20 protein-coding genes are annotated in these 20,483 nt (G+C 49.1%); all 20 read left to right on the top strand.

The features are described 5' to 3' along the window. Positions 1–491 precede the first annotated feature (491 nt). The 20 genes from ACO0LM_RS04050 (at position 492) to ACO0LM_RS03955 (ending at position 20,420) form a co-directional block, all read left to right on the top strand. A complete protein-coding gene (locus ACO0LM_RS04050) occupies positions 492–1,466 on the top strand; it encodes an acetyl-CoA carboxylase carboxyltransferase subunit alpha (RefSeq protein WP_186945510.1) in 975 nt (324 codons plus the stop codon). Then, a complete protein-coding gene (tilS, locus tag ACO0LM_RS04045; protein ID WP_423034535.1) occupies positions 1,463–2,866 on the top strand; it encodes a tRNA lysidine(34) synthetase TilS in 1,404 nt (467 codons plus the stop codon). Before ACO0LM_RS04050 ends, tilS begins: the two co-directional genes overlap by 4 nt. 39 nt (positions 2,867–2,905) lie before the next feature. Next, on the top strand, positions 2,906–3,613 hold the full coding sequence (gene dnaQ / locus ACO0LM_RS04040) for a DNA polymerase III subunit epsilon (RefSeq protein ID WP_422986926.1): 708 nt from the start codon (positions 2,906–2,908) through the stop codon (positions 3,611–3,613). Between the two features lie 545 nt (positions 3,614–4,158). Further along, positions 4,159–4,476, top strand: a complete 318-nt coding sequence (gene flhD / locus ACO0LM_RS04035) for a flagellar transcriptional regulator FlhD (protein ID WP_186945507.1) — start codon at positions 4,159–4,161, stop codon at positions 4,474–4,476. Positions 4,477–4,522: 46 nt separating this feature from the next. After that, entirely contained in the window at positions 4,523–5,077 is a 555-nt protein-coding gene (flhC, locus tag ACO0LM_RS04030; protein ID WP_422986924.1) for a flagellar transcriptional regulator FlhC, read from the top strand. Between the two features lie 15 nt (positions 5,078–5,092). Further along, complete coding sequence (locus tag ACO0LM_RS04025; RefSeq protein ID WP_423034533.1) at positions 5,093–5,899, top strand: SAM-dependent methyltransferase; 807 nt, start codon at positions 5,093–5,095, stop codon at positions 5,897–5,899. A 118-nt stretch (positions 5,900–6,017) separates the two neighbouring features. Continuing rightward, positions 6,018–6,878 carry a flagellar motor stator protein MotA gene (gene motA, locus ACO0LM_RS04020; RefSeq protein WP_422986920.1) on the top strand — a complete coding sequence of 287 codons (861 nt, stop codon included), beginning with the start codon at positions 6,018–6,020 and terminating at the stop codon, positions 6,876–6,878. Between the two features lie 17 nt (positions 6,879–6,895). After that, positions 6,896–7,819, top strand: a complete 924-nt coding sequence (gene motB, locus ACO0LM_RS04015; protein WP_423034655.1) for a flagellar motor protein MotB — start codon at positions 6,896–6,898, stop codon at positions 7,817–7,819. Positions 7,820–7,874: 55 nt separating this feature from the next. Beyond that, entirely contained in the window at positions 7,875–8,423 is a 549-nt protein-coding gene (locus ACO0LM_RS04010; protein ID WP_422986916.1) for a chemotaxis protein, read from the top strand. Positions 8,424–8,474: 51 nt separating this feature from the next. Further along, positions 8,475–8,840, top strand: coding sequence for a response regulator (locus tag ACO0LM_RS04005; protein WP_422975756.1), 366 nt, complete (start codon positions 8,475–8,477; stop codon positions 8,838–8,840). A gap of 51 nt (positions 8,841–8,891) precedes the next feature. Continuing rightward, positions 8,892–10,946: a chemotaxis protein CheA gene (gene cheA / locus ACO0LM_RS04000; protein ID WP_423034531.1), complete on the top strand. Its 2,055-nt coding sequence runs from the start codon at positions 8,892–8,894 to the stop codon at positions 10,944–10,946. A gap of 35 nt (positions 10,947–10,981) precedes the next feature. Beyond that, positions 10,982–11,500 (top strand): chemotaxis protein CheW, encoded by a 519-nt coding sequence (locus tag ACO0LM_RS03995; RefSeq protein ID WP_422986912.1) that lies wholly within the window; start codon positions 10,982–10,984, stop codon positions 11,498–11,500. Positions 11,501–11,583: 83 nt separating this feature from the next. Beyond that, positions 11,584–13,332: a methyl-accepting chemotaxis protein gene (locus ACO0LM_RS03990; protein WP_423034529.1), complete on the top strand. Its 1,749-nt coding sequence runs from the start codon at positions 11,584–11,586 to the stop codon at positions 13,330–13,332. Positions 13,333–13,532: 200 nt separating this feature from the next. Beyond that, positions 13,533–14,432 (top strand): CheR family methyltransferase, encoded by a 900-nt coding sequence (locus ACO0LM_RS03985; protein WP_422986908.1) that lies wholly within the window; start codon positions 13,533–13,535, stop codon positions 14,430–14,432. Further along, positions 14,429–15,037 carry a chemoreceptor glutamine deamidase CheD gene (cheD, locus tag ACO0LM_RS03980; RefSeq protein WP_186951606.1) on the top strand — a complete coding sequence of 203 codons (609 nt, stop codon included), beginning with the start codon at positions 14,429–14,431 and terminating at the stop codon, positions 15,035–15,037. The genes ACO0LM_RS03985 and cheD overlap by 4 nt, the downstream gene beginning before the upstream one ends. A 59-nt stretch (positions 15,038–15,096) precedes the next feature. Beyond that, positions 15,097–16,173 carry a protein-glutamate methylesterase/protein-glutamine glutaminase gene (locus tag ACO0LM_RS03975; RefSeq protein ID WP_423034527.1) on the top strand — a complete coding sequence of 359 codons (1,077 nt, stop codon included), beginning with the start codon at positions 15,097–15,099 and terminating at the stop codon, positions 16,171–16,173. Positions 16,174–16,278: 105 nt separating this feature from the next. Beyond that, the gene (cheY, locus tag ACO0LM_RS03970) at positions 16,279–16,668 is read left to right on the top strand and encodes a chemotaxis response regulator CheY (protein WP_110253727.1); all 390 of its coding nucleotides are present in this window, start codon (positions 16,279–16,281) and stop codon (positions 16,666–16,668) included. Between the two features lie 30 nt (positions 16,669–16,698). Beyond that, positions 16,699–17,331, top strand: a complete 633-nt coding sequence (cheZ, locus tag ACO0LM_RS03965; protein WP_423034525.1) for a protein phosphatase CheZ — start codon at positions 16,699–16,701, stop codon at positions 17,329–17,331. A gap of 165 nt (positions 17,332–17,496) precedes the next feature. Further along, entirely contained in the window at positions 17,497–18,585 is a 1,089-nt protein-coding gene (locus tag ACO0LM_RS03960; RefSeq protein ID WP_422986901.1) for an EAL and HDOD domain-containing protein, read from the top strand. 149 nt (positions 18,586–18,734) lie between these two features. Continuing rightward, positions 18,735–20,420 carry an ArnT family glycosyltransferase gene (locus ACO0LM_RS03955; RefSeq protein WP_423034523.1) on the top strand — a complete coding sequence of 562 codons (1,686 nt, stop codon included), beginning with the start codon at positions 18,735–18,737 and terminating at the stop codon, positions 20,418–20,420. Positions 20,421–20,483 lie beyond the last annotated feature (63 nt).

Here is a 20,483-nt window from a genome sequence, read left to right as displayed (position 1 = left end):
TTTTGGCAAATGCGCCATCTTATCAAATAAGTGCTGGACTTGGGCGTTTGAGACTTAGTTTGAGGTTTAAACAGCGTGTTGCAATTACTTTATTTTAATTTTCACTGGCTTGCTGACCTGCAGTGCAGAACCGGACGCTGGTAAAAGAGTGAAATTGAATGCCTGCTGACACAGGATTGAGGCTGAAGATACCTGATGCACCGCATGGCGGCCCCGGTTCTTCAACTGTAATTCCACCGCAATACTGGACAGCGAAGCTGTTTTTGATATCTAATCTGATCCGTCGGAAGAATATGTCACCAATTGGTCAAAATTGCATTGATAAAAAGATATTTTTATATCAGTGATTTGTGTGCGCCACAGGGCGTACAGGCAATAGCGCTATCTATCATCCAGACTGCTGCACTGCTGTATGCGTATCTATGAATCGCAGACAGATCAGAGGCGCATCTGGATAATTTTATAAACTCGTGTGATGTTAAGGAGGCACGATGACTAAGACAACATTTTTGAATTTTGAGCAATCTATTGCTGAACTAGAAACAAAAATAGAAGAATTGCGTTTTGTTCAGGACGACTCGGCTGTTGATATTTCGGAAGAGATTGATCGCCTGTCCAAAAAAAGCCAGATGTTGACCAAGGATATTTATGCCAAGTTGACACCATGGCAGGTTTCGCAGATTTCCCGTCATCCTCAGCGTCCTTATACCCTCGATTATATTAACCAGATGTTCACGGATTTCCATGAATTGCATGGAGACCGCAGTTTTTCTGATGATTTGTCCATCGTCGGCGGCTTGGCAAGGTTCAATGGCCAGGCATGCATGGTCATGGGCCATCAAAAAGGCCGGGACACCAAAGAACGCGCCTTGCGCAACTTTGGCATGCCACGACCCGAAGGGTATCGCAAGGCCATGCGCTTGATGAAGCTGGCTGAAAAATTTGATATTCCGGTATTCACTTTTGTGGATACTACCGGTGCTTGGCCTGGTATCGACGCTGAAGAGCGCGGTCAGTCCGAGGCAATTGGCCATAACCTGTATGTCATGGCTGAACTGAAAGTACCACTGATCACCACCATTATTGGTGAGGGTGGTTCGGGCGGTGCCCTGGCACTGGCGGTAGGCGACGCCGTGCTGATGCTGCAATACGCCACTTATTCTGTGATTTCGCCAGAAGGTTGCGCTTCCATCCTGTGGAAGACATCTGACCGCGCATCTGATGCAGCAGAGGCACTGGGCCTGACGGCGCACAGACTGAAGGCCATGGGCCTGATCGACAAGATCGTCAATGAACCATTGGGTGGAGCGCATCGCGATCCCAAGCAGATGTGTGCCCTGGTGAAACGTGCACTGGCTGATACCTTGCGTCAGTTCCAGGGTGTAAAAACCAAGGATTTGCTGGCTGCCCGCCATGAAAAACTCATGAGCTATGGCAAGTTTAAGGAAACGAAACCGGCTGAATGAAGGCGGAACACAGCAGCTTGGCTCTTGAACAGCGATTTTTCGAGAAGCTTGGCAGTATCATCACAGGCAACTGCCAGGACGGCTTAACAAATGGTCTTGCAGTTGCTTTCAGCGGTGGATTGGATTCCACCGTATTGCTCGATCTGGCAGTCAGGTATTGCCGTCACTTTGGGTATCCTCTCTTTGCCTTCCATATACATCATGGTTTAAGTCCGAATGCGGATGCATGGCTGCAGCATTGCCAGTTGATTTGTGACGGCTATGGCGTGCGCTTGCTGGCAGAAAAAATTACGGTTTTGACGACAAGTGGCGAAGGCGTGGAAGCATCGGCCAGGACAGGGCGTTATCGCGCTCTGGGGCAACTGGCGCAACATCTGCAGATTGGCCTGATCCTGACGGCCCATCATCAAGATGACCAGGCAGAAACCCTGTTATTGCAATTGCTGCGAGGTAGCGGCGTTGCTGGCATGTCAGGCATGGATGAATGCCATCGCGCGCAGAGTCTGTTTGGTACCGACAAGCTATTGCTGGCGCGCCCCTTGCTGACTGAAAAAAGGGCGGCGCTGGATGTCTATGCGTCTGCCCGTAGCTTGTCCCATATCGAGGATGAGTCAAACACGGATCCGCGTTACCTGCGCAATGCAATTCGCCATCAGGTGATGCCGGTTCTGGAAAATCTGTCCGCCGGGTATTCTGAACGCCTGGCCAGATCGGCCATTCATTTCCAGTCTGCCCAGGAAGTATTGATCGAGGTGGCCGCGCAAGATTTGGCTGCATGTGCAATTGAAGGTGGCTTGAGTCTGCCTGCCATGCAAGCTTTAAGCGAGGCCCGTCGCGACAACCTGTTCCGCTACTGGTTTGCCCAGGCTGGCATACGCATGCCGACCACGTCCCGGCTTAAAGAAATGCAAAGCCAGTTATTTACTGGCCGCGAAGATGCAAAAATCACCGTGCATCATGACAACCGGGCCATCCATCGCTATCAAGGCGGGGTATATCTGGAACATGCGCACGACAGGGATGCAGTACAAGACCTGACGCTGAACATTGAATGGCGTGGTCAGGCTGCCATGCATTTCCCTGAATTTGGCGGTACCCTGTATTTTGAAGCTGGTGATGAAGGTATTGCGACCGCGTGGTTGCAGCAACAGACACTGTCATTGCATTTGCGGCGTGGCGGCGAGCGCCTTAAACTGGCAGAAAACCGCCCCACCCGTGATATGAAAAGTCATTTCCAGTCTTTGCGCATTCCATTTTGGCAGCGTGAAAAACTGCCTTATCTATCGGTGGGCAAGGATTTGGTATTTGCAGCCGGGGTCGGCATGCAAAGCAGGTTTTGCACCAGTGAGGCAGGGCAGTGCATACGCTTGTCCTGGGCATTTGATGCAGCACTACACTAGCCCTAATAAAAAACTTATTTCGATTGATAGGATGTAAAAATGCGCAGACAGATAGTCTTGGATACCGAAACAACCGGCCTGAATGCACGAAACGGTGACCGAATTATTGAGATTGGCGCGGTAGAGTTGCTAAATCGCAAATTAACCGGCAATAATTTCCATATGTACATCAATCCTGAGCGCGATTCCGAAGAGGGTGCTTTGGCAGTGCATGGATTGACGACCGAGTTTTTGAGCGACAAGCCCAAGTTTGCTGAAATCGCAGCGGCTTTCTGCACCTATGTCAAAGATGCCGAAATCATCATACACAACGCCCCCTTTGACGTCGGTTTCCTGAATGCAGAATTGGCCAGGATGAATTTGCCGGCATTTTCGGAACTGTGTCCGGCAATTACCGATACCCTGGTATTAGCGAAGGAATTGCACCCTGGCAAGCGAAATTCACTGGATGCCTTGTGCGGCCGTTATGAAATATCCAATTCACATCGTAAATTGCATGGCGCTTTGCTTGATGCTGAATTGTTGGCAGATGTTTTTCTGGCAATGTCTCGTGGGCAAAACAGTTTTGAAATTGACATGGCGGACGATGATGCACCCAAAGTGCAGGAATTTGTCATTTCAGATCAGCCGGTGGGTGAGATTGCTATTTTGGTCGCCGCAGACGATGAACTCAATGAGCATGAAATGTTGTTGAATGGGCTAGATAAACAGCTACGTGACAAATGTATCTGGCACACGACGGTGTAGAGGAAGCATCTTTTAAAGAGCTTCAACTGTTTTGATGAGAAATTTAATTGCTTTAATAATAATTAAATAAGAGCGGTTTCATCACATTAGTTGTGAAAAATGAATCACCTGTTGCAAACGGGTGATTTTTTTTCGAAAAAATTTCGCAAGAACCCTAAAGTTTTTGCTTTCGGGGGCCGTTAAGGACCTATGGAAAGAATTTAAAAATAATTTTAAATATTCCCTAAAGTTTCTGAATTTGCTGCCGTTAATGAATATAAGAGGATAAGCCAAAAAAGCTTTTCTTTCTTAAGTCATTGTTTTTAATGGCGATTTTTAGATCGGCTAGTTCTGAGGTCTAAAAAAATAAAATCTACTTTTTCGTAAAATTTTTATTTTGCGAATGTCAAAATGTGCCTGTAGGATATTTTCCTACGGCATGCTTTCGTTTTTTTCTGTATTTAAATACATACTCTCGCTTATACAGCGTCTATAGGCTTGCCTGCACAATGTATCTCACTGGCAACGCAATTGATGCCGCTGATTACAAACTGGAGGGTAGGACAATGACTCAGAACGATATGATGGCCGAAATTCGGGACGCTAATTTAAGCTACTTGATGCTGGCGCAACAAATGATCCGTGCTGATAAGGCAACTGCCATTTTCCGTTTGGGCATAGGCAAGGAAATTGCTGACCTGATCGAAGGCTTGAATAACGCACAGATATTGAAACTGGCTGGTTCCAATATGATGCTGGCGCGTTTCAGATTCGAAGACAGCTCCATTTTGTGCATGTTGACAAATTACAACAAGGAACGCGCTTTGGCCCATTCGCATGCTGCGATCCTGATGGCTGGCCAGGCTGTGGAAGAAATCCATTAATCCATTAATTCGTCAATAGTAATCATTCCGGTAAATGGAGAGAATCATGGCAGGCAAAAGCGTAGTGAACGAAGCCCACGAAATTCAATTGGCAATTGAACTGGTTAACCTGGGTGCCCGGCTGCAGTTGCTGGAATCCGAAACATCTTTGTCGCGCGAACGTCTGCTGAAGATTTACAAGGAATTGAAGGGTGTGTCCCCACCCAAAGGCATGCTGCCTTTTTCTGCCGACTGGTTCACTACCTGGCAGCCGAATATTCATTCTTCCCTGTTTATGAATATTCATAAATACCTGCGTGAGCATGCGGGGGTGGATGGTATTGATGCGGTGATCAAGGCGTACAAACTGTATCTGGAGCAGATTGCCGTGCCGGTTGGTGAAGAACCTGTGCTGTCTTTGACGCGTGCTTGGACGCTGGTGCGCTTTTTTGAAGGAAAAATGCTCAGTTTTGCAAAATGTTGCAAATGCGGTGGGCATTTTGTTGCGCATAGCCTGGATTTGCATGATGATTATGCATGTGGGCTCTGCCATGTTCCATCGAGAGCAGGAAAAACAAAAAAAGCAAAAGACGCAGAATCCGCAATGGAGCTGGTCGCATAAAAAATAGGAGGAGCCTTGGAACTAGCGTCATCGAAAAGTCCCAAAGGCAAAATTTCTCCTGATGGCAATATCCTGTTGTCTCCGGCAATTCGCGCATTATTTGTTCAGTGTATTGCGCTCTTGCTGTCCTATCTTCTGTATAACCTGGATAAAGAGTTTTTCGCGATAAGTCTGTCGCCTTACCTTATCCTGGTTGCACATTCCCTGTTTGCCGTTCTGATCAGCATCATGCTGCGCCTGAAGTGGTGGTGGTGGCTGATCGAATTCATCTTCCCTTATGCAGTGGTGGCTTCACTGGTGTATCAGTTAAGCCCCGGCTACAGTCTGCTCATCTTTGTGCTCATGGTATTGTTGTTTTGGTCAACCTACCGCACCCAGGTACCATATTTTCCTTCCAAATCCAGTTTGTTGCCGTGTATTCTTGAGCAAATGCCAACAATGCCCGGATTGCGTTTCATTGATGTCGGTAGCGGCTTTGGTGGTTTATCTTTGAATTTGTCGCGGGCCCGGCCAGAGCAGCATTTTTATGGTGTGGAAATTGCACCATTTCCATGGTTGGCCAGCTGGATACGGGCACGCTTCTCAAGCGGGAGCGCAGAGTTTTTTTTAGGGAATTATCTGACGCTGGATTTTGCCGGCTTCGATCTGATTTTTGCTTACCTGTCACCAGCGGCCATGCCTGCTTTGTGGGAAAAAGCACAGGCTGAAATGAAGAAGGGGGCTTTATTGATGAGTTATGAGTTCCCAATACCGGGTATTGAAGCGGATTTGCAGATAAAAAGCAGTGCGAATGACCCCGTTCTATATGTCTGGCGCATATAATGTTCATATTGAAATGTATTCCTGAAGCAATATTTAACTTTCGTTTCTGGTTTTTCGGGGCTGGACTGAGTTAGTGTGAAGCGATATTGTGGATTTTCTCTGTAAGGAGTAAGCACTCGTGTTAGTTATAGTCGGCTATATTGTCGTATTGGGCTCCGTGTTTGGTGGCTTCGTCATGTCTGGCGGGCATATTGCCGTATTGTTCCAGCCGCTGGAACTGTTGATGATTGGTGGTGCTGCTGCTGGTGCGTCTCTGGTTGGCAATAATGCGAAAACTTTGAAAGCGACGTTGAAGGCATTGCCAGGTGTATTGAAAGGGTCGAAGTACACCAAGGCGCTGTACATGGAATTGATGACCATGCTGTTTGATGTCCTGACCAAGGTCAGGAAAGAGGGCTTGATGTCGATTGAAGGGGATATCGAAAAACCGGAAGAAAGCCCGCTCTTCAGCAAGTATCCAGCCATCGTGCATGACCATCACATGATGGAATTCATCGGCGATTACCTGCGCCTGATGGTGTCAGGGAACATGGATGCCTTCCAGATCGAGAATTTGATGGACAATGAATTGGAAACGCATCACCACGAGGGTGCAGTGCCTGCGCATTTTATTGCCAAATTGGGCGATGGTTTGCCGGCATTTGGTATCGTGGCTGCGGTGATGGGGGTGGTGCATACGATGGAATCGGTTGGTATTCCTCCGTCCGAGCTGGGGATTCTGATTGCGCATGCGCTGGTCGGTACCTTCCTCGGTATTTTGTTGGCATATGGTTTTGTTGGCCCGCTGGCTGGCCTGATGGAGCAGCAACTGGATGAATCATCCAAAACCTTTCAGTGCATCAAGGTGACATTGCTGGCCAGCCTGAATGGTTACGCACCGGCACTGGCGGTCGAGTTTGGCAGAAAAGTCTTGTATTCCACTGAAAGGCCGACCTTCATCGAGCTGGAAGATCATATCAAGCAGTCAAAATCTAAATAACAATCACTGGATTGATGATGGCAAGCGAAGAATTACGACCGATTATCGTCAAGCGCATTAAAAAGGTGGCCGGTGGCCATCATGGCGGTGCGTGGAAAATTGCGTATGCCGATTTTGTGACGGCGATGATGGCGTTTTTCTTGCTGATGTGGTTGCTTGGCTCTACTGCCAAGGGTAGTTTGAATGGCATTGCCGAGTATTTCCAAACGCCCTTGAAAGTGGCGATGGCGGGTGGCGATGGCAGTGGCGACAGTTCCAGCGTGATCAAGGGTGGCGGTAAGGATCTCAGTGCGCGTGAAGGGCAAAATCGCAAAGGCGAGGTAGACGCGCAAAAGAAAACCTATAATCTGCAGGCTGCAGAAGCTGCTCTGGCCAAAGTGGAAGCCGACCGGTTGAAAGGCTTGAAGACCAAAATCGAGGCAGCCATTGAGTCGAATCCCACGCTGAAACAATACAAGAAGCAGTTGTTGCTGGATATTACGACCGAAGGCTTGCGCATACAGATGGTGGACGAGCAAAACCGGCCCATGTTTGCGCTGGCAAAAGCCGATTTGCAGCCTTATACCCGCGAGATTTTGCATGAAATCGGCAAGGCCCTGAATGATGTGCCTAACCGTATCAGCCTGTCTGGGCATACCGATGCGGCTGCCTATGGCAGTGGCGAAAAAGGATATAGCAACTGGGAACTGTCGGCCGACCGGGCGAATGCTTCCAGGAGAGAGTTGATTTATGGTGGCATGGACGAGACCAAGGTGTTGCGGGTAGTTGGTCTTTCCTCGTCGGTTTTATTTGATAAACAAGATCCTTTGAATCCTATTAATCGCCGCATAAGTATCATTGTCATGAACAAGAAAGCCGAGCAGTCTGCTTCTCAGGATGGCGGTTCTATCGAAGTTGCAAATCAATCCGACTCAAGCGCTGAAATATCTGTGAAGCCTTGATAGGCGGTACTGACACAGCATCATTAAGTCAAAATGTATAGATAGGATACTTATGATGTCCAAAAAGAAAATATTGGGTTCTGAGGTCAAGCAGCTTTTGTCCGGCGTGTCTGATCACGGCAATGCCCATTTGCTGGAAGTAGAAACGGACCTTGCACAGACAGCCATACTCTTGGGTGAAGCGATAGAAAAGCTGGGTGTCAGCTTCATGGCTTTGCACGCGGCGATTTCGAGTGAGCAGGAAGAAATCAACCTGATCATCGGTTCCGGCAATGTGTCAGATGCAAGTATCAATCGCCTCAAGACAATACAGGGCGATATCGCGACGCATATCAATGCGGCTGTGACCAGCCTGCAGTTTCAGGATTTGACCAGTCAGTTGATTTCAAGAACTTTGCAGCGTTGTGAAGGTCTGCGGGAAGTACTGGGTACGCTCGGTGTGGTTGGTAATGATATCGAACACGATGGTGGGGCCGATAATTTGCCTGCCTTGTTGCGGGAAACCACGATGCGACTGGAAAAGCAAAGTGTAGACCTGAAGAATTTGCTGCGAAAAGCCGTGCATCAAAAGCATTTGGATAGCGGTGATATAGAGTTATTTTAAATCAAGGGGCAGTGTTTTGAAGCTGCCTACAATTCGTATAACGGAGTAAATATGGCCAAGACAATTTTAGCTGTGGATGATTCTGGCTCTTTGAGGCAGATGGTGGCGTTTAGCTTGAAGGCAGCCGGATATCTGGTGATTGAAGCCGTGGACGGTCAGGATGGTCTGGAAAAGGCCCGCAACCAGGTTGTTGACCTGGTGTTGACAGATCAAAACATGCCAAGAATGGATGGCTTGACGCTGATCAAATCGTTACGCGGATTACCTTCCTATCAGCGTGTACCTATCCTGATGCTGACTACTGAATCCAGTGATGACATGAAAGCCAAGGGTCGTGCTGCCGGTGCAAATGGCTGGCTGGTAAAACCGTTTGATCCGCAAAAGCTGACTGAAGTAGTTAAAAAAGTGATTGGCTAAAAAAATGTCCCTGTTCCCCGGGCAAACAAATGTAAATCACGGAGTGAAATAATGACGATTGACATGAGTCAGTTTTTCCAAGTTTTTTTCGACGAGGCAGAAGAGCTTCTTGCCGAGAAGGAAAAATTGTTACTTGCCGTCGATATTGCTTCCCCAGATCCTGAAGATCTGAACGCCATATTCAGGGCTGCCCATTCCATCAAGGGCGGTGCTTCTACCTTTGGTCTGACCGACATGACCGAGGTCACGCACATACTTGAGTCTTTGCTGGATAAAATTCGCAAGGGTGAGATGGCGTTAACGGCGGAGCATGTTGATGCCTTTCTGATCGCAAAAGATATCCTGAAAATGCAGCTTGACGGCCACAAGCTGGGAACGCCAGTAGATCAGGATGCGGTTGCCGATGTCAGAATGCTGTTGCAATCCTTGTCGCAGGATGTGGTGCCGGTTTCTGCTCCGGTGGCCAGCTTCGTCAATAAGAGCGCCGACAGTGGCACGCATAACGCGGTGTACAAAACCTCTTTCCGCATAGAGTTGCCCAAAGTGACGCCAGAAGATGCCGCGGCACTGATGTCTGAACTGGGTTTGCTGGGGGATATTTCGCGCGATGAAAACACGGGTGACAAGGTGGTCCTGAGCCTGCGTACGAATGAGGGCAAGGATGACATTATTTCCATCTGTTCTTTCATCCTGAATCCTGACAGTCTGAAAATTTCTGAACAGGCCATGAATAGTGCGCCCGTCGCGAAGGCAGCGCCTTCGGATGACGATCTTGGTTATGGTTTCTTTGAACCGCTGGATGCCATGTTTCCACCGGAGGAAAACAAAGCCGAGGCACAGGTTGAAAATACCAGTCCTGAACCCGTGGCGCAGGACAAGTCAGCCGTCGCCAACGATAAAAAGCCGGCAGCAAAAAGAGAAACAGAGAAAGTCGCCAATTCGCAAGAATCATCCACCATACGCGTGGGCATAGAGAAGGTCGATCAGTTGATCAACCTGATCGGTGAACTGGTGATTACCCAGGCCATGCTGGAACAGCGCACCCAGGACCTGGACCCGATTGCCAACGAACGCTTGTTAAGCAGCGTCGGGCATCTGACCAGAAATACCCGGGACCTGCAAGAGGCCGTCATGTCGATACGCATGATGCCTATGGACTATGTATTCTCACGTTTTCCGCGCATGGTGCGCGACCTGGCTACCAAGCTGGGAAAAAAAGTGGAACTGGTTACCTATGGTGCCTCAACTGAACTCGACAAAGGTCTGATAGAGCGGATTGTTGATCCGCTTACGCATCTGGTCAGGAATAGTATCGATCATGGTATAGAAATGCCGGCTACCCGGGCGCAGTCGGGCAAAAACGAGACGGGTAAATTGTCGCTGTCGGCGGTACATCAGGGTGGCAACATCGTGATTGAAGTCAGCGATGATGGTGGCGGTCTGCATAGAGATAAAATCCTCGCCAAGGCCAAGCAGAATGGATTGACTGTGTCAGACTCCATGAGCGATCCGGAAGTCTGGCAACTGATTTTTGCGCCAGGGTTTTCCACTGCAGAGACAGTTACCGATGTGTCCGGACGTGGCGTTGGCATGGATGTCGTCAAGCGCAATATTGCTGCCATGGGCGGGGTGGTTGATATCCGCTCTGCCAAAGGTTATGGCACGACGATTACGATTTCATTGCCGTTGACGCTGGCAATTCTGGATGGCATGTCGATCAAATTCGGCAACGAGATTTATATTCTGCCCCTGGGTTTTGTGATGGAATCCCTGCAGCCTGCCAAGGCCGACATCAAGGAAGTCAATGGCAAGGGGCGTGTGGTCAAAGTGCGCGATGAATACCTGCCGCTGGTACCGTTGTATGAATTCTTTGATATAGAACCCAAATATACAGATCCATCTGATGGCATTGTCGTCATCGTTGAAGTGGACGGAAAAAAAGCAGCCTTGTTTGTTGATGATCTGGTTGGACAACAACAGGTGGTAGTGAAAAACATCGAATCAAACTACAAGAAAGTCCCGGGAATTTCCGGTGCGACTATTCTTGGTGATGGCGGCGTGGCACTCATTCTTGACGTTGCCGCTGTTTTGCGCACTGCGCGATAACCAATAAGTTGTACATTTAAGACGAGGAAAAAGAAATGACGCAATTTTCACAAGCGGGTGCTGACGGTAGTTCACATAACGGCGGTAGTAAAACTGATATTGCCGGACATGAATTTCTGGCTTTTACCTTGGGTAATGAGGAATACGGCATTGACATCCTCAAGGTTCAGGAAATACGCGGTTATGAAGCCGTTACACGCATCGCGAATGCACCAGAGTTTTTAAAAGGCGTCATCAATTTGCGCGGCATTATTGTTCCTGTCGTGGATATGCGCATCAAGTTCAACCTGGGTACGCCTACCTATGATCAATTCACGGTCGTGATTATCCTGAATATTGAAGGACGGATTGTCGGCATGGTGGTGGATAGCGTGTCTGACGTGACGACCTTGTTACCGGAACAGGTAAGGCCGGCGCCCGAAATGGGAACTACTTTCAGCACCGATTTCCTGATCGGGCTGGGCACCCTGGATGACAGGATGCTGATATTGGTGGATATCGACAAGCTCATGTCCAGTCCGGAAATGGGTTTGGTGGATGCCGCCGCTGCGTAATGTAATTTGTAGGCGTTTTCTATGATGGCATCGGGTAAATAAATAACAATATAGAAGCCAATAAAGAAGGAAGAGGAGACACGATGAACCTTAGAAATTTTAAGATCGGGACTCGACTGGGGACAGGCTTTGCCATTATTTTAGCGGGTTTGATTACCGTTATCTTATTCGTCAATGCCCTCAGCGGGAATAACCGCAAGGTGATGGTGGACGGCTTGACTCTCGCCAGTCAAAAACAGGTATTGGCAAACAACATGAAAAGCGCCTTGCTGGAAGGCGGTATTGCGATGCGTAATATCGGCATTCAGTCGGATGTTGGCGAAATGCAGAAAGAAGAAGGCAAGGTCAAGGCGCAGCGCAAAAAATACGACGACGCCAAAGAAAAACTGTCCACGCTGGGCTTGAATGACGAAGAAAAAAAAATTGTTGGTGACATCGCAAAACTCGACAAGGAAATAGAAAAACCTTTTAAAGATGCGGTCGGCCAGGCTTTGGCCTTTAATGCAGAAGGTGCGGTGAAAATTATTTCTACCGTGATCGATCCGCTGAATTCCAAATCCATTATTGAAATGAACCGGCTGGTCGATTTGCAGGATGTCGCTACCAAGCAGGTATTTGAAACCTCGGCTGCCGCCGGTGCCAAGCTGACGATGTGGCTGTACATTATTCTGGTATCTGCGCTGGCAATTGGTGCCCTGTTCGCCTGGGCCATTACGCGCAGTATTACCCAGCCTTTGCAAGAAGCATTGGGCCTGGCAGAGACTGTTGCTGATGGTGACTTGCGCAGTCAGGTCAGTGTATCCGGCAATGATGAAGTGGCTTCGCTGTTGCAGGCCCTCAAAAACATGAATGACAATCTGGCTGCCACGGTAGGGCAGGTCAGGGTCGGTACTGAAACCATTACCGTGGCTTCGCGAGAAATTGCCTCTGGCAATGCCGACCTGTCGAGTCGCACCGAATCGCAAGCCAGTTCGCTGGAAGAAACTGCCAGTTCCATGGAAGAACTGACCAGCACCGTCCGGCAAAATGCCGACAATGCACGGCAGGCCAATCAACTGGTGGTATCGGCATCAGGTGTTGCAGTCAAAGGCGGTGCCGTGGTGGGGCAGGTGGTCAGCACCATGGGTTCCATCAAGGAAAGTTCACGCAAGATTGTCGACATCATAGGCGTCATCGACGGGATTGCCTTCCAGACCAACATCCTGGCCCTGAATGCAGCGGTGGAAGCCGCCAGGGCAGGTGAGCAGGGCCGTGGTTTTGCCGTGGTGGCAGCTGAGGTACGCAATCTGGCACAACGCAGTGCCAGCGCCGCCAAGGAAATCAAATCCCTGATCAGTGATTCGGTCGACAAGGTGGACCAGGGTAGCAGGCTGGTGGATGAAGCCGGCAAGACCATGGATGAAATCGTCACCAGCGTCCAGCATGTGGCCGACATCATGAGCGAGATCACTGCAGCCAGCCAGGAACAAAGTTCAGGCATAGAACAGGTGAATCTGGCGATTACCCAGATGGATGAAATGACACAACAGAATGCCGCCCTGGTAGAGCAGGCAGCGGCAGCGGCAGAAAGCATGGAAGAACAGGCCGTGGCACTGGCTGAGGCGGTCAGCGTCTTCAAATTGCAGGCCGCTACAAATCATACGGTTAAACCTACCGTCAGCAAGGCCCCGCCAGCCAAGGTTGCAGCCGCTGCCCGTCAGGAAGTCAAGGCATTGCCACGGACCGCTGCTACTACTGCTAAAGCAGCAGAGTCAGCCAGACCGACATCCGGGCCAGGCCGCCAGGCGGCCGAAGCCAGCAAACGCAATGAAGATGACTGGGAAGAGTTTTGACATGTAGTTGGTTTTTGATCGAAGGAAGCCTTGCTCTGCTTCAGTGTGGTTGAAGCAGACAAAAGACACATAATTTTTAATGTCGCAGCCAGTTTTTAGCCCGGAACTAATTCTTCATGGTGTATTGTGTTAATTAGATTTCGTGCAGAAATGGTGCATACGCTTCTGAAGATGATGGTGAGAGTTAGGGAAGGTATTGAATGACGAAATCCATCGACAAAAACAGGTCTGACAGTTCAAAAGAATTTTCTTTCAATGCACGTGATTTTGATCGTGTCAGAGACCTGATATACAAAAGAGCCGGTATTTCTTTGGCTGACAGCAAACAGGAAATGGTGTACAGCCGCCTGGCGCGTCGTTTGCGCGCAACAGGAATCCATTCATTTTCAGAATATCTGGATAGCCTTGAAAATCAGGAGATCGATTCGGAGTGGGAAGCCTTTACCAATGCGCTCACCACCAACCTGACCTCATTTTTCAGGGAAGAGCATCATTTCCCCATACTTGCCTCGCATGTTGCCGGAAAAAAAGAAGCGGTCAATATCTGGTGTTCTGCCAGTTCCACCGGTGAAGAACCTTATTCCATCGCGATGACCTTGTGCGAAGCATTTGGCACACTAAAACCGCCGGCACATATCATCGCCACTGACATTGATACGAATGTCCTGGAGACGGCTTCACGCGGGGTGTATAACCTGGACCGCATAGAAAAACTGTCGGCAGAAAGAACCAGAAAGTTTTTTTTAAAAGGCAAGGGTGCGCAGGAGGGGCTGGTGCGTGTCAGACCTGAATTACGCGACCTGATTACTTTCAAACAATTGAATTTATTGGAAGACAGTTGGTCTTTAAGCGGCGAATTTGATGCGATTTTTTGCCGGAATGTCATGATCTATTTTGACAAACCTACCCAAAGCAAGATTTTGAAGAAATTTGTTCCCTTGATGAAGTCAGATGGGCTGTTGTTTGCCGGCCATTCGGAGAATTTTCTATACGTGTCAGATGATTTCAAGCTCAGAGGCAAGACGGTGTATGAGTTGGCCAAATCCCTTGCTTCAGGAACCAGAACAGCATCGCGTCATCTGCAGAAGGGCAATCCATGAGCCAGTTAAGTGAAGAGCATTTTGCCACGAACGTCTATTACGACAGGACGTTTGATTGCGATGCCGCCAAAATCCTGCCCGGTGAATTTTATTTCACGAACAAGGACATGCTGATTGTCACGGTGCTGGGTTCCTGTGTTTCTGCGTGCATACGTGACCGGGTGTCCGGGGTCGGTGGCATGAACCATTTCATGTTGCCGGATAGTGGTGGTGATGCCGATAATCCGGTATCTGCATCCATGCGCTACGGCACCTATGCGATGGAAGTGTTGATCAATGAACTCCTGAAAGCCGGGGCCAAGCGTGAAAACATGGAAGCCAAGGTATTTGGTGGTGGCAATGTCCTGCGTGGTTTCACCGCCATCAATGTCGGTGAGCGGAATGCCAAGTTTGTACTGGATTACCTGCGCGCAGAAAGAATGCGCGTGATTGCTGAAGATCTTAATGATATTTACCCGCGTAAAGTCTATTTCTTCCCAAGGACAGGCAAAGTTTTAGTGAAGAAATTGAAAGTAGAACATAACGATACCCTCAGAAGGCGTGAACAGGATTATGCAAGCAGGCTCAAGACTACCTCGGTTGGTGGTGAAGTGGACCTGTTTTAGTCACTGTATTGATGCCCGGCACTGATTGCCAGGCACCTCTGATTGCGGAGTATTTTGTAATGAAAATTAAAGTATTGATTGTTGACGATTCGGCCCTGATACGCAGCGTCATGAGCGAGATTATTGGCAGCCAGCCCGACATGGAAGTCGTCGGTGTGGCCCCTGATCCCCTGGTGGCACGCGAGATGATCAAGCAGACCAATCCGGATGTACTGACGCTGGATGTGGAGATGCCCAAAATGGATGGCCTGGATTTTCTGGAGCGCCTCATGCGCTTGCGGCCCATGCCTGTCATCATGGTCTCATCCCTGACAGAGCGGGGTTCGGAGATCACCATGCGTGCACTGGAATTGGGCGCGGTGGATTTTGTCACCAAGCCCAAGTTGTCCATCCAGAGCGGCATGCTGGAATATACCGAACTGATCACCGATAAAATCCGGATCGCATCCAAGGCCAGAATCCGTCCACGCAGCCTGCCGCCAGCAGGTGGTACGCAGGCTACTGGCGGGGTATTGCCACCGGTTAGAAATCCGCTGACAAGTAGTGAAAAACTAATTATTATCGGTGCCTCGACAGGTGGGACCGAAGCGATCAAGAACTTCCTGGTGCAAATGCCGTCAGATTGTCCGGGTATCCTGATTACCCAGCACATGCCGGAAGGCTTTACCCGCTCATTTGCCAAGCGACTTGACGGTTTGTGCAAGATTTCAGTTTCTGAAGCCAGCGGCGGCGAGCGGGTATTGCCAGGGCATGCTTATATAGCGCCCGGGCATTCCCACCTGTTGCTGGGGCGCAGTGGTGCCAATTACGTCACCCAGCTTGACCAGGGGCCGCCGGTGAACCGGCACAGGCCTTCTGTGGATGTGTTATTCAAGTCTGCTGCAGTCTATGCCGGTAAAAATGCGGTTGGCGTTATTTTGACCGGTATGGGCAAGGATGGCGCAGTGGGTATGCTGGAGATGAAAAATGCCGGTGCGTACAATTTTGCCCAAGACGAAGCAAGTTGTGTAGTATTTGGTATGCCGCGTGAAGCAATCGCAATTGGTGCCACCCATGAGGTTGGCCCGTTGAATGAATTGCCCACCAAGATCCTGCATTACCTGGCAACTCATGGCAGCAGAGCTTTGAGGGTTTGATGCATTAAGGTAGAATTTAATGCTTTACTGCAATTTCAGCACCGTTTTATGTAAATTTGTCCGATAATGCTAATAACTGTCCTTAAAGAAATAGTGGAGTAATTCATGGCCGATCAAAATCTCAAATTTTTAGTAGTTGACGACTTTTCTACTATGCGTCGCATAGTGCGGAATTTGCTTAAAGAATTGGGATATTCCAATGTCGATGAAGCAGAAGATGGTGCAATGGGATTGGCAAAGTTGAAGAATGGTGATTTCGATTTTGTCATCTCAGACTGGAATATGCCAAATATGGATGGTTTGACCATGTTGCAGCATATTCGTGCCGATCCAGCTTTGTCGAAAATGCCGGTACTGATGGTAACGGCAGAAGCGAAGAAAGAAAACATCATTGCTGCTGCGCAGGCGGGTGCCAACGGTTACGTCGTGAAACCATTCACGGCTGCTACCCTGGACGAAAAACTGACCAAAATTTTTGAAAAACTGGGGAAATAGCAAGACCATCAGTTTTCAACGGGGGAAAACATGAGTCAGAACATAAGTCAAAGTACTGAACAAGATGACCTCCTGCATAGAGTAGGGCACATGACCAGGCTGTTGCACGATAGTTTGCGTGGTCTGGGCCTGGATAAATTGTTGGAAAAGGCAGCAGAAGGTATTCCTGACGCACGTGACCGGCTGGACTATGTTGCAAAAATGTCTGAAAAGGCGGCGCAGCGGGTGTTGAATGCAACTGATGCTGCCATCCCCTTGCAAGAAACACTGGATTCAGAAGCCAAAACGCTGAGTGCGGCTTTGACGGTGATGCAGTCAGCGTCTGTATCAACTGCGCAGTATCAGGACATTGCGCAGCAGATGCAGGCTTATCTGAAAATGGCCAGTGAAAACAGTGTGGAAACCAAGTCTCATCTGATGGATATCATGATGGCGCAAGATTTCCAGGATCTGACTGGGCAGGTCATCAAGAAAGTAACTGAACTGGCTCAGAGTCTCGAGCAGCAACTGGTGCAACTGCTGATAGATTACTCGCCTGATGAAGTCAAGCGGGACATGTCAGATGGACTGTTGAATGGTCCGCAAATCAATCCGGAAGGAAATACCGAGGTAGTGGCAAATCAGGGGCAAGTGGATGATTTGCTTGATAGCCTTGGGTTCTGACTGTTTCATTCCTAATTAACATACATACTAGATAAAATGATCGAAGCGAGCTTCATTGTCAGGGAACCATTACTTGATCCCAAACAGCGGGTAATCGGATTTCAATTTTCTTGGCAGCAGCCTAATCAGGATATTGAATCGAGTACAGAAAGCCTGAGCGAACTCATGGAGTTTGTCGCTGAGGAACTGCATGATGATGACAAGGGTTTTTTACTCGGTGACAGCCTGCTGTTCCTCGAAGCCGTGCCAGAGTTGTTGCACGCACGGGGCTTAAAGCTGCTGCCGGCAGAAAACACCGTCCTGATTTTGCATAAAAAGTATTTCGCCAACCCTGAAACACTGGCGGTAGTGACTGAATTACGTCAGCTTGGGTTTGGTATTTGCTTGCGTGGTGCAGAATTAACAACGCTGGAGCGTTCTTATTTTGCCCTGATCACCCATCTTGAAGTGCAATTGAATGCAGCCAATTTTGCATCCCAGGCCAAAGTCTATGCGGCACTGAAGCAATCGACAGTGCGTATGGTTGCCCGCAACATCATGACCTGGCAGGATTTTGATGCCTGTTCCGCATTGGGCCTTGATAGTTTTGTCGGCAAACTGCATTTGACACCGCGTCCAAGCAGTGCGCCCAAAACTCTGAATACCGCACAAACCACCATTTTGCAATTGATGGAAATGGTCAGGAAAAATGCCGACATCCAGCAACTGGAAGCTGTCGTCAAACGTGATGCCACGCTGGCCTATAAGTTACTGCGCTATATTAACTCTGCAGGTTTTGGCCTGAGAACCGAAGTGCAGTCGCTGAAACATGCGGTGCAAATGCTGGGATACAGCCCCTTGTACCGTTGGCTGACCGTGTTGTTGGCAACGGCCAGTACCAGTGGCTATTCGCCTGTGCTGCTGGAGACTGCAATTGTCCGTGGTCGCCTGGCTGAAGCGCTGGGGCAGGGCAAGATGTCCAAGAGTGAAGCTGAAAACCTGTTCGTAGCAGGTATGTTTTCTCTGCTGGACAGGTTATTGGGAATCTCGATGGAAGAAGTGCTGTCCACCGTACAGTTGCCTGAAGTCGTGACCGAAGCCCTGATTTCCCGTGGCGGCACCTATGGTCCTTTCCTGGCCCTGGCGGAAGCATGTGAACTCAATAGCATGCTGGTCGGTTCGCTGGCAGAGTCATTGAAAATTAGCCCTGCCGATTTGAATGCCGCGCACATGGCATCGCTGGTGTGGGCGAAGAATGTTGCTTCTGCCGCTTGATTATTTCCTTGAGTGCAATAAAAAGACAAGCATGTTGCTTGTCTTTTTTTTGTTTTGACTCAAGTGTTTGAATAATCGTTACTTTTCCAAAAAACAATTTTGAAGATGCGTAGAATACGCTCGCACCGATCAATAAGTTTATTGTCTTTATGAGTTTTGTTCAGCCTAGCCAGAAAGTACAACTGCCGGATATTCCTGCCTGGTTGGTGTGGCTATTGGCTTTTTTCTTTCTTGCCTATGGTTTGGGTGCCTACCCGATTCTGGACAATAATGAAGGCCTGTATGCCGAAATACCCAGGGAAATGCTGGCGGCTGGCGATTGGCATAACTGGATCATCCCGCACCTGAATGGTCTGGCTTACATGGAAAAGCCACCATTGCTGTATTGGCTGACGGCCTTCTCATTTGCCCTGTTTGGCGAGCATGAATGGGCGGCACGCCTGGTGCCGGCGCTGTCTGCCCTGGCTTGTGTCGGCATGATGATGTGGTTTGGGCGCCAGATCGCACGCCCGAATGCAGCAAAACTCGCTGCACTGATGTTTATCAGCGGTCTGGGCGTGATCGCCATGTCGCGTACCCTGATGTTTGACATGTTACTGACCGTGATGTTGACGGGGGCATTGATGTCAGGCTATTTGTATAGCATTTCCGGTGAAAAGAAGCGCTTGTACTGGTCCATGGCTTTTCTTGCCCTTGCTTTGCTGGCAAAGGGCTTTGTTGCGATTATTCTGTTCGGTATTGTGACTTTTGCCTACACCATCTTGCTATCGACTTCGCTGCGGGATTTTTTTGTGCGACTGGCCACTTGGCTGAACTGGCGCGGGCTGGGGTTGTTTTTCCTGATTGCTGCGCCCTGGCATATTGCCGCCATCATGGCCGAACCGATTTTTGCCTGGTTTTATTTCATCAATGAGCATGTACTGCGTTTTTTGGGCAAGCGCGAGCCACATGATTACTATGCCGGTGCCTGGTGGTATTACCTGCCCAGGATGCTCATTTACCTGTTTCCCTGGTCATTTTTCCTGCCGCTCTTGTTGTTTGTGAAAGCTGTGCAGCCGACGCCCAGGTCATTGCGCAGTTTCTTGAGTTGTGCCTGGATTATTCCAGTATTGTTCTTTTCCCTGTCCAGCGCCAAGGCCAATTATTATCTGGTGGTGGTGATGCCGCTGGCGGCCCTGCAATTGGCGCTCGCGCTGGAAGACAGGGCCATGGGTAGTGCCTGGGCTCGCGGACTGGTGGCTTTGGTGCTGGCCGGGATTTTTGCTGCGCTGGCCTGGTGGGCCGATGGCGGCAAGGGTGCATGGCTGGCAACCCTCAGCATTTATGGCATGGGCGGCATGCATTATGTTTACTGGTGCCTGGTCGTGATGACGGTACTCAGTGCCGGTATCGGTGTGCTGGTGTGGCGTTATCCGCGCACTGGCCTGCTGCCTTTTGTGGCATTGCCGGCAATGATATTGTTTACCGCAATCGGTGTTTTACAGGCATCTTCCGATTGGACATCAACTCAGCCCATGGCGCTTGAATTGCAAAGTAACAAGAACGAAAGTGAAGTATTTTTATACCGGGTCTTTGAAAACCAGTCTTCCCTGCCGTTTTACCTGAAGCAGCCGGTACGCATTATTGACAGTCGCAGCAACGACCTGTTTTGGGGTAACAAGCTGCATAAAAACGAAATTGTTGTCACCGACACCATGTTTGACAAGATTTCTGATGAGAAAAAAGTCAGTATCATCGTCCTGGATGAGGATTTGCCGCATTTTAATGAAAAGAAGTATGCATCCAAATTCATAAACGGTAAAAAAATCGGTCATAGCACTTTGTTTGTGAATTGAGTTGGGTGCTGAGGGCGAAATCTTGTCGCCTGCGTTTGGAGTCGGCTTGGGCATCAAGGTATA

Source organism: Undibacterium sp. Di26W (genome assembly GCF_049340265.1).
Taxonomy (GTDB): domain Bacteria; phylum Pseudomonadota; class Gammaproteobacteria; order Burkholderiales; family Burkholderiaceae_D; genus Undibacterium.
The sequence above is the reverse complement of the archived record's forward strand: the minus strand, read 5'-3'. Positions and strand labels throughout refer to the sequence as shown.

What these genes read in the sequence shown, in the direction of transcription:
- ACO0LM_RS04050 (WP_186945510.1), top strand. Translation starts at nt 492, where the DNA reads ATGACTAAGACAACATTTTTGAATTTTGAGCAATCTATTGCTGAACTA.
- tilS (WP_423034535.1), top strand. Translation starts at nt 1,463, where the DNA reads ATGAAGGCGGAACACAGCAGCTTGGCTCTTGAACAGCGATTTTTCGAG.
- dnaQ (WP_422986926.1), top strand. Translation starts at nt 2,906, where the DNA reads ATGCGCAGACAGATAGTCTTGGATACCGAAACAACCGGCCTGAATGCA.
- flhD (WP_186945507.1), top strand. Translation starts at nt 4,159, where the DNA reads ATGACTCAGAACGATATGATGGCCGAAATTCGGGACGCTAATTTAAGC.
- flhC (WP_422986924.1), top strand. Translation starts at nt 4,523, where the DNA reads ATGGCAGGCAAAAGCGTAGTGAACGAAGCCCACGAAATTCAATTGGCA.
- motB (WP_423034655.1), top strand. Translation starts at nt 6,896, where the DNA reads ATGGCAAGCGAAGAATTACGACCGATTATCGTCAAGCGCATTAAAAAG.
- ACO0LM_RS04010 (WP_422986916.1), top strand. Translation starts at nt 7,875, where the DNA reads ATGTCCAAAAAGAAAATATTGGGTTCTGAGGTCAAGCAGCTTTTGTCC.
- ACO0LM_RS04005 (WP_422975756.1), top strand. Translation starts at nt 8,475, where the DNA reads ATGGCCAAGACAATTTTAGCTGTGGATGATTCTGGCTCTTTGAGGCAG.
- cheA (WP_423034531.1), top strand. Translation starts at nt 8,892, where the DNA reads ATGACGATTGACATGAGTCAGTTTTTCCAAGTTTTTTTCGACGAGGCA.
- ACO0LM_RS03995 (WP_422986912.1), top strand. Translation starts at nt 10,982, where the DNA reads ATGACGCAATTTTCACAAGCGGGTGCTGACGGTAGTTCACATAACGGC.
- ACO0LM_RS03990 (WP_423034529.1), top strand. Translation starts at nt 11,584, where the DNA reads ATGAACCTTAGAAATTTTAAGATCGGGACTCGACTGGGGACAGGCTTT.
- ACO0LM_RS03985 (WP_422986908.1), top strand. Translation starts at nt 13,533, where the DNA reads ATGACGAAATCCATCGACAAAAACAGGTCTGACAGTTCAAAAGAATTT.
- cheD (WP_186951606.1), top strand. Translation starts at nt 14,429, where the DNA reads ATGAGCCAGTTAAGTGAAGAGCATTTTGCCACGAACGTCTATTACGAC.
- ACO0LM_RS03975 (WP_423034527.1), top strand. Translation starts at nt 15,097, where the DNA reads ATGAAAATTAAAGTATTGATTGTTGACGATTCGGCCCTGATACGCAGC.
- cheY (WP_110253727.1), top strand. Translation starts at nt 16,279, where the DNA reads ATGGCCGATCAAAATCTCAAATTTTTAGTAGTTGACGACTTTTCTACT.
- cheZ (WP_423034525.1), top strand. Translation starts at nt 16,699, where the DNA reads ATGAGTCAGAACATAAGTCAAAGTACTGAACAAGATGACCTCCTGCAT.
- ACO0LM_RS03960 (WP_422986901.1), top strand. Translation starts at nt 17,497, where the DNA reads ATGGAGTTTGTCGCTGAGGAACTGCATGATGATGACAAGGGTTTTTTA.
- ACO0LM_RS03955 (WP_423034523.1), top strand. Translation starts at nt 18,735, where the DNA reads ATGAGTTTTGTTCAGCCTAGCCAGAAAGTACAACTGCCGGATATTCCT.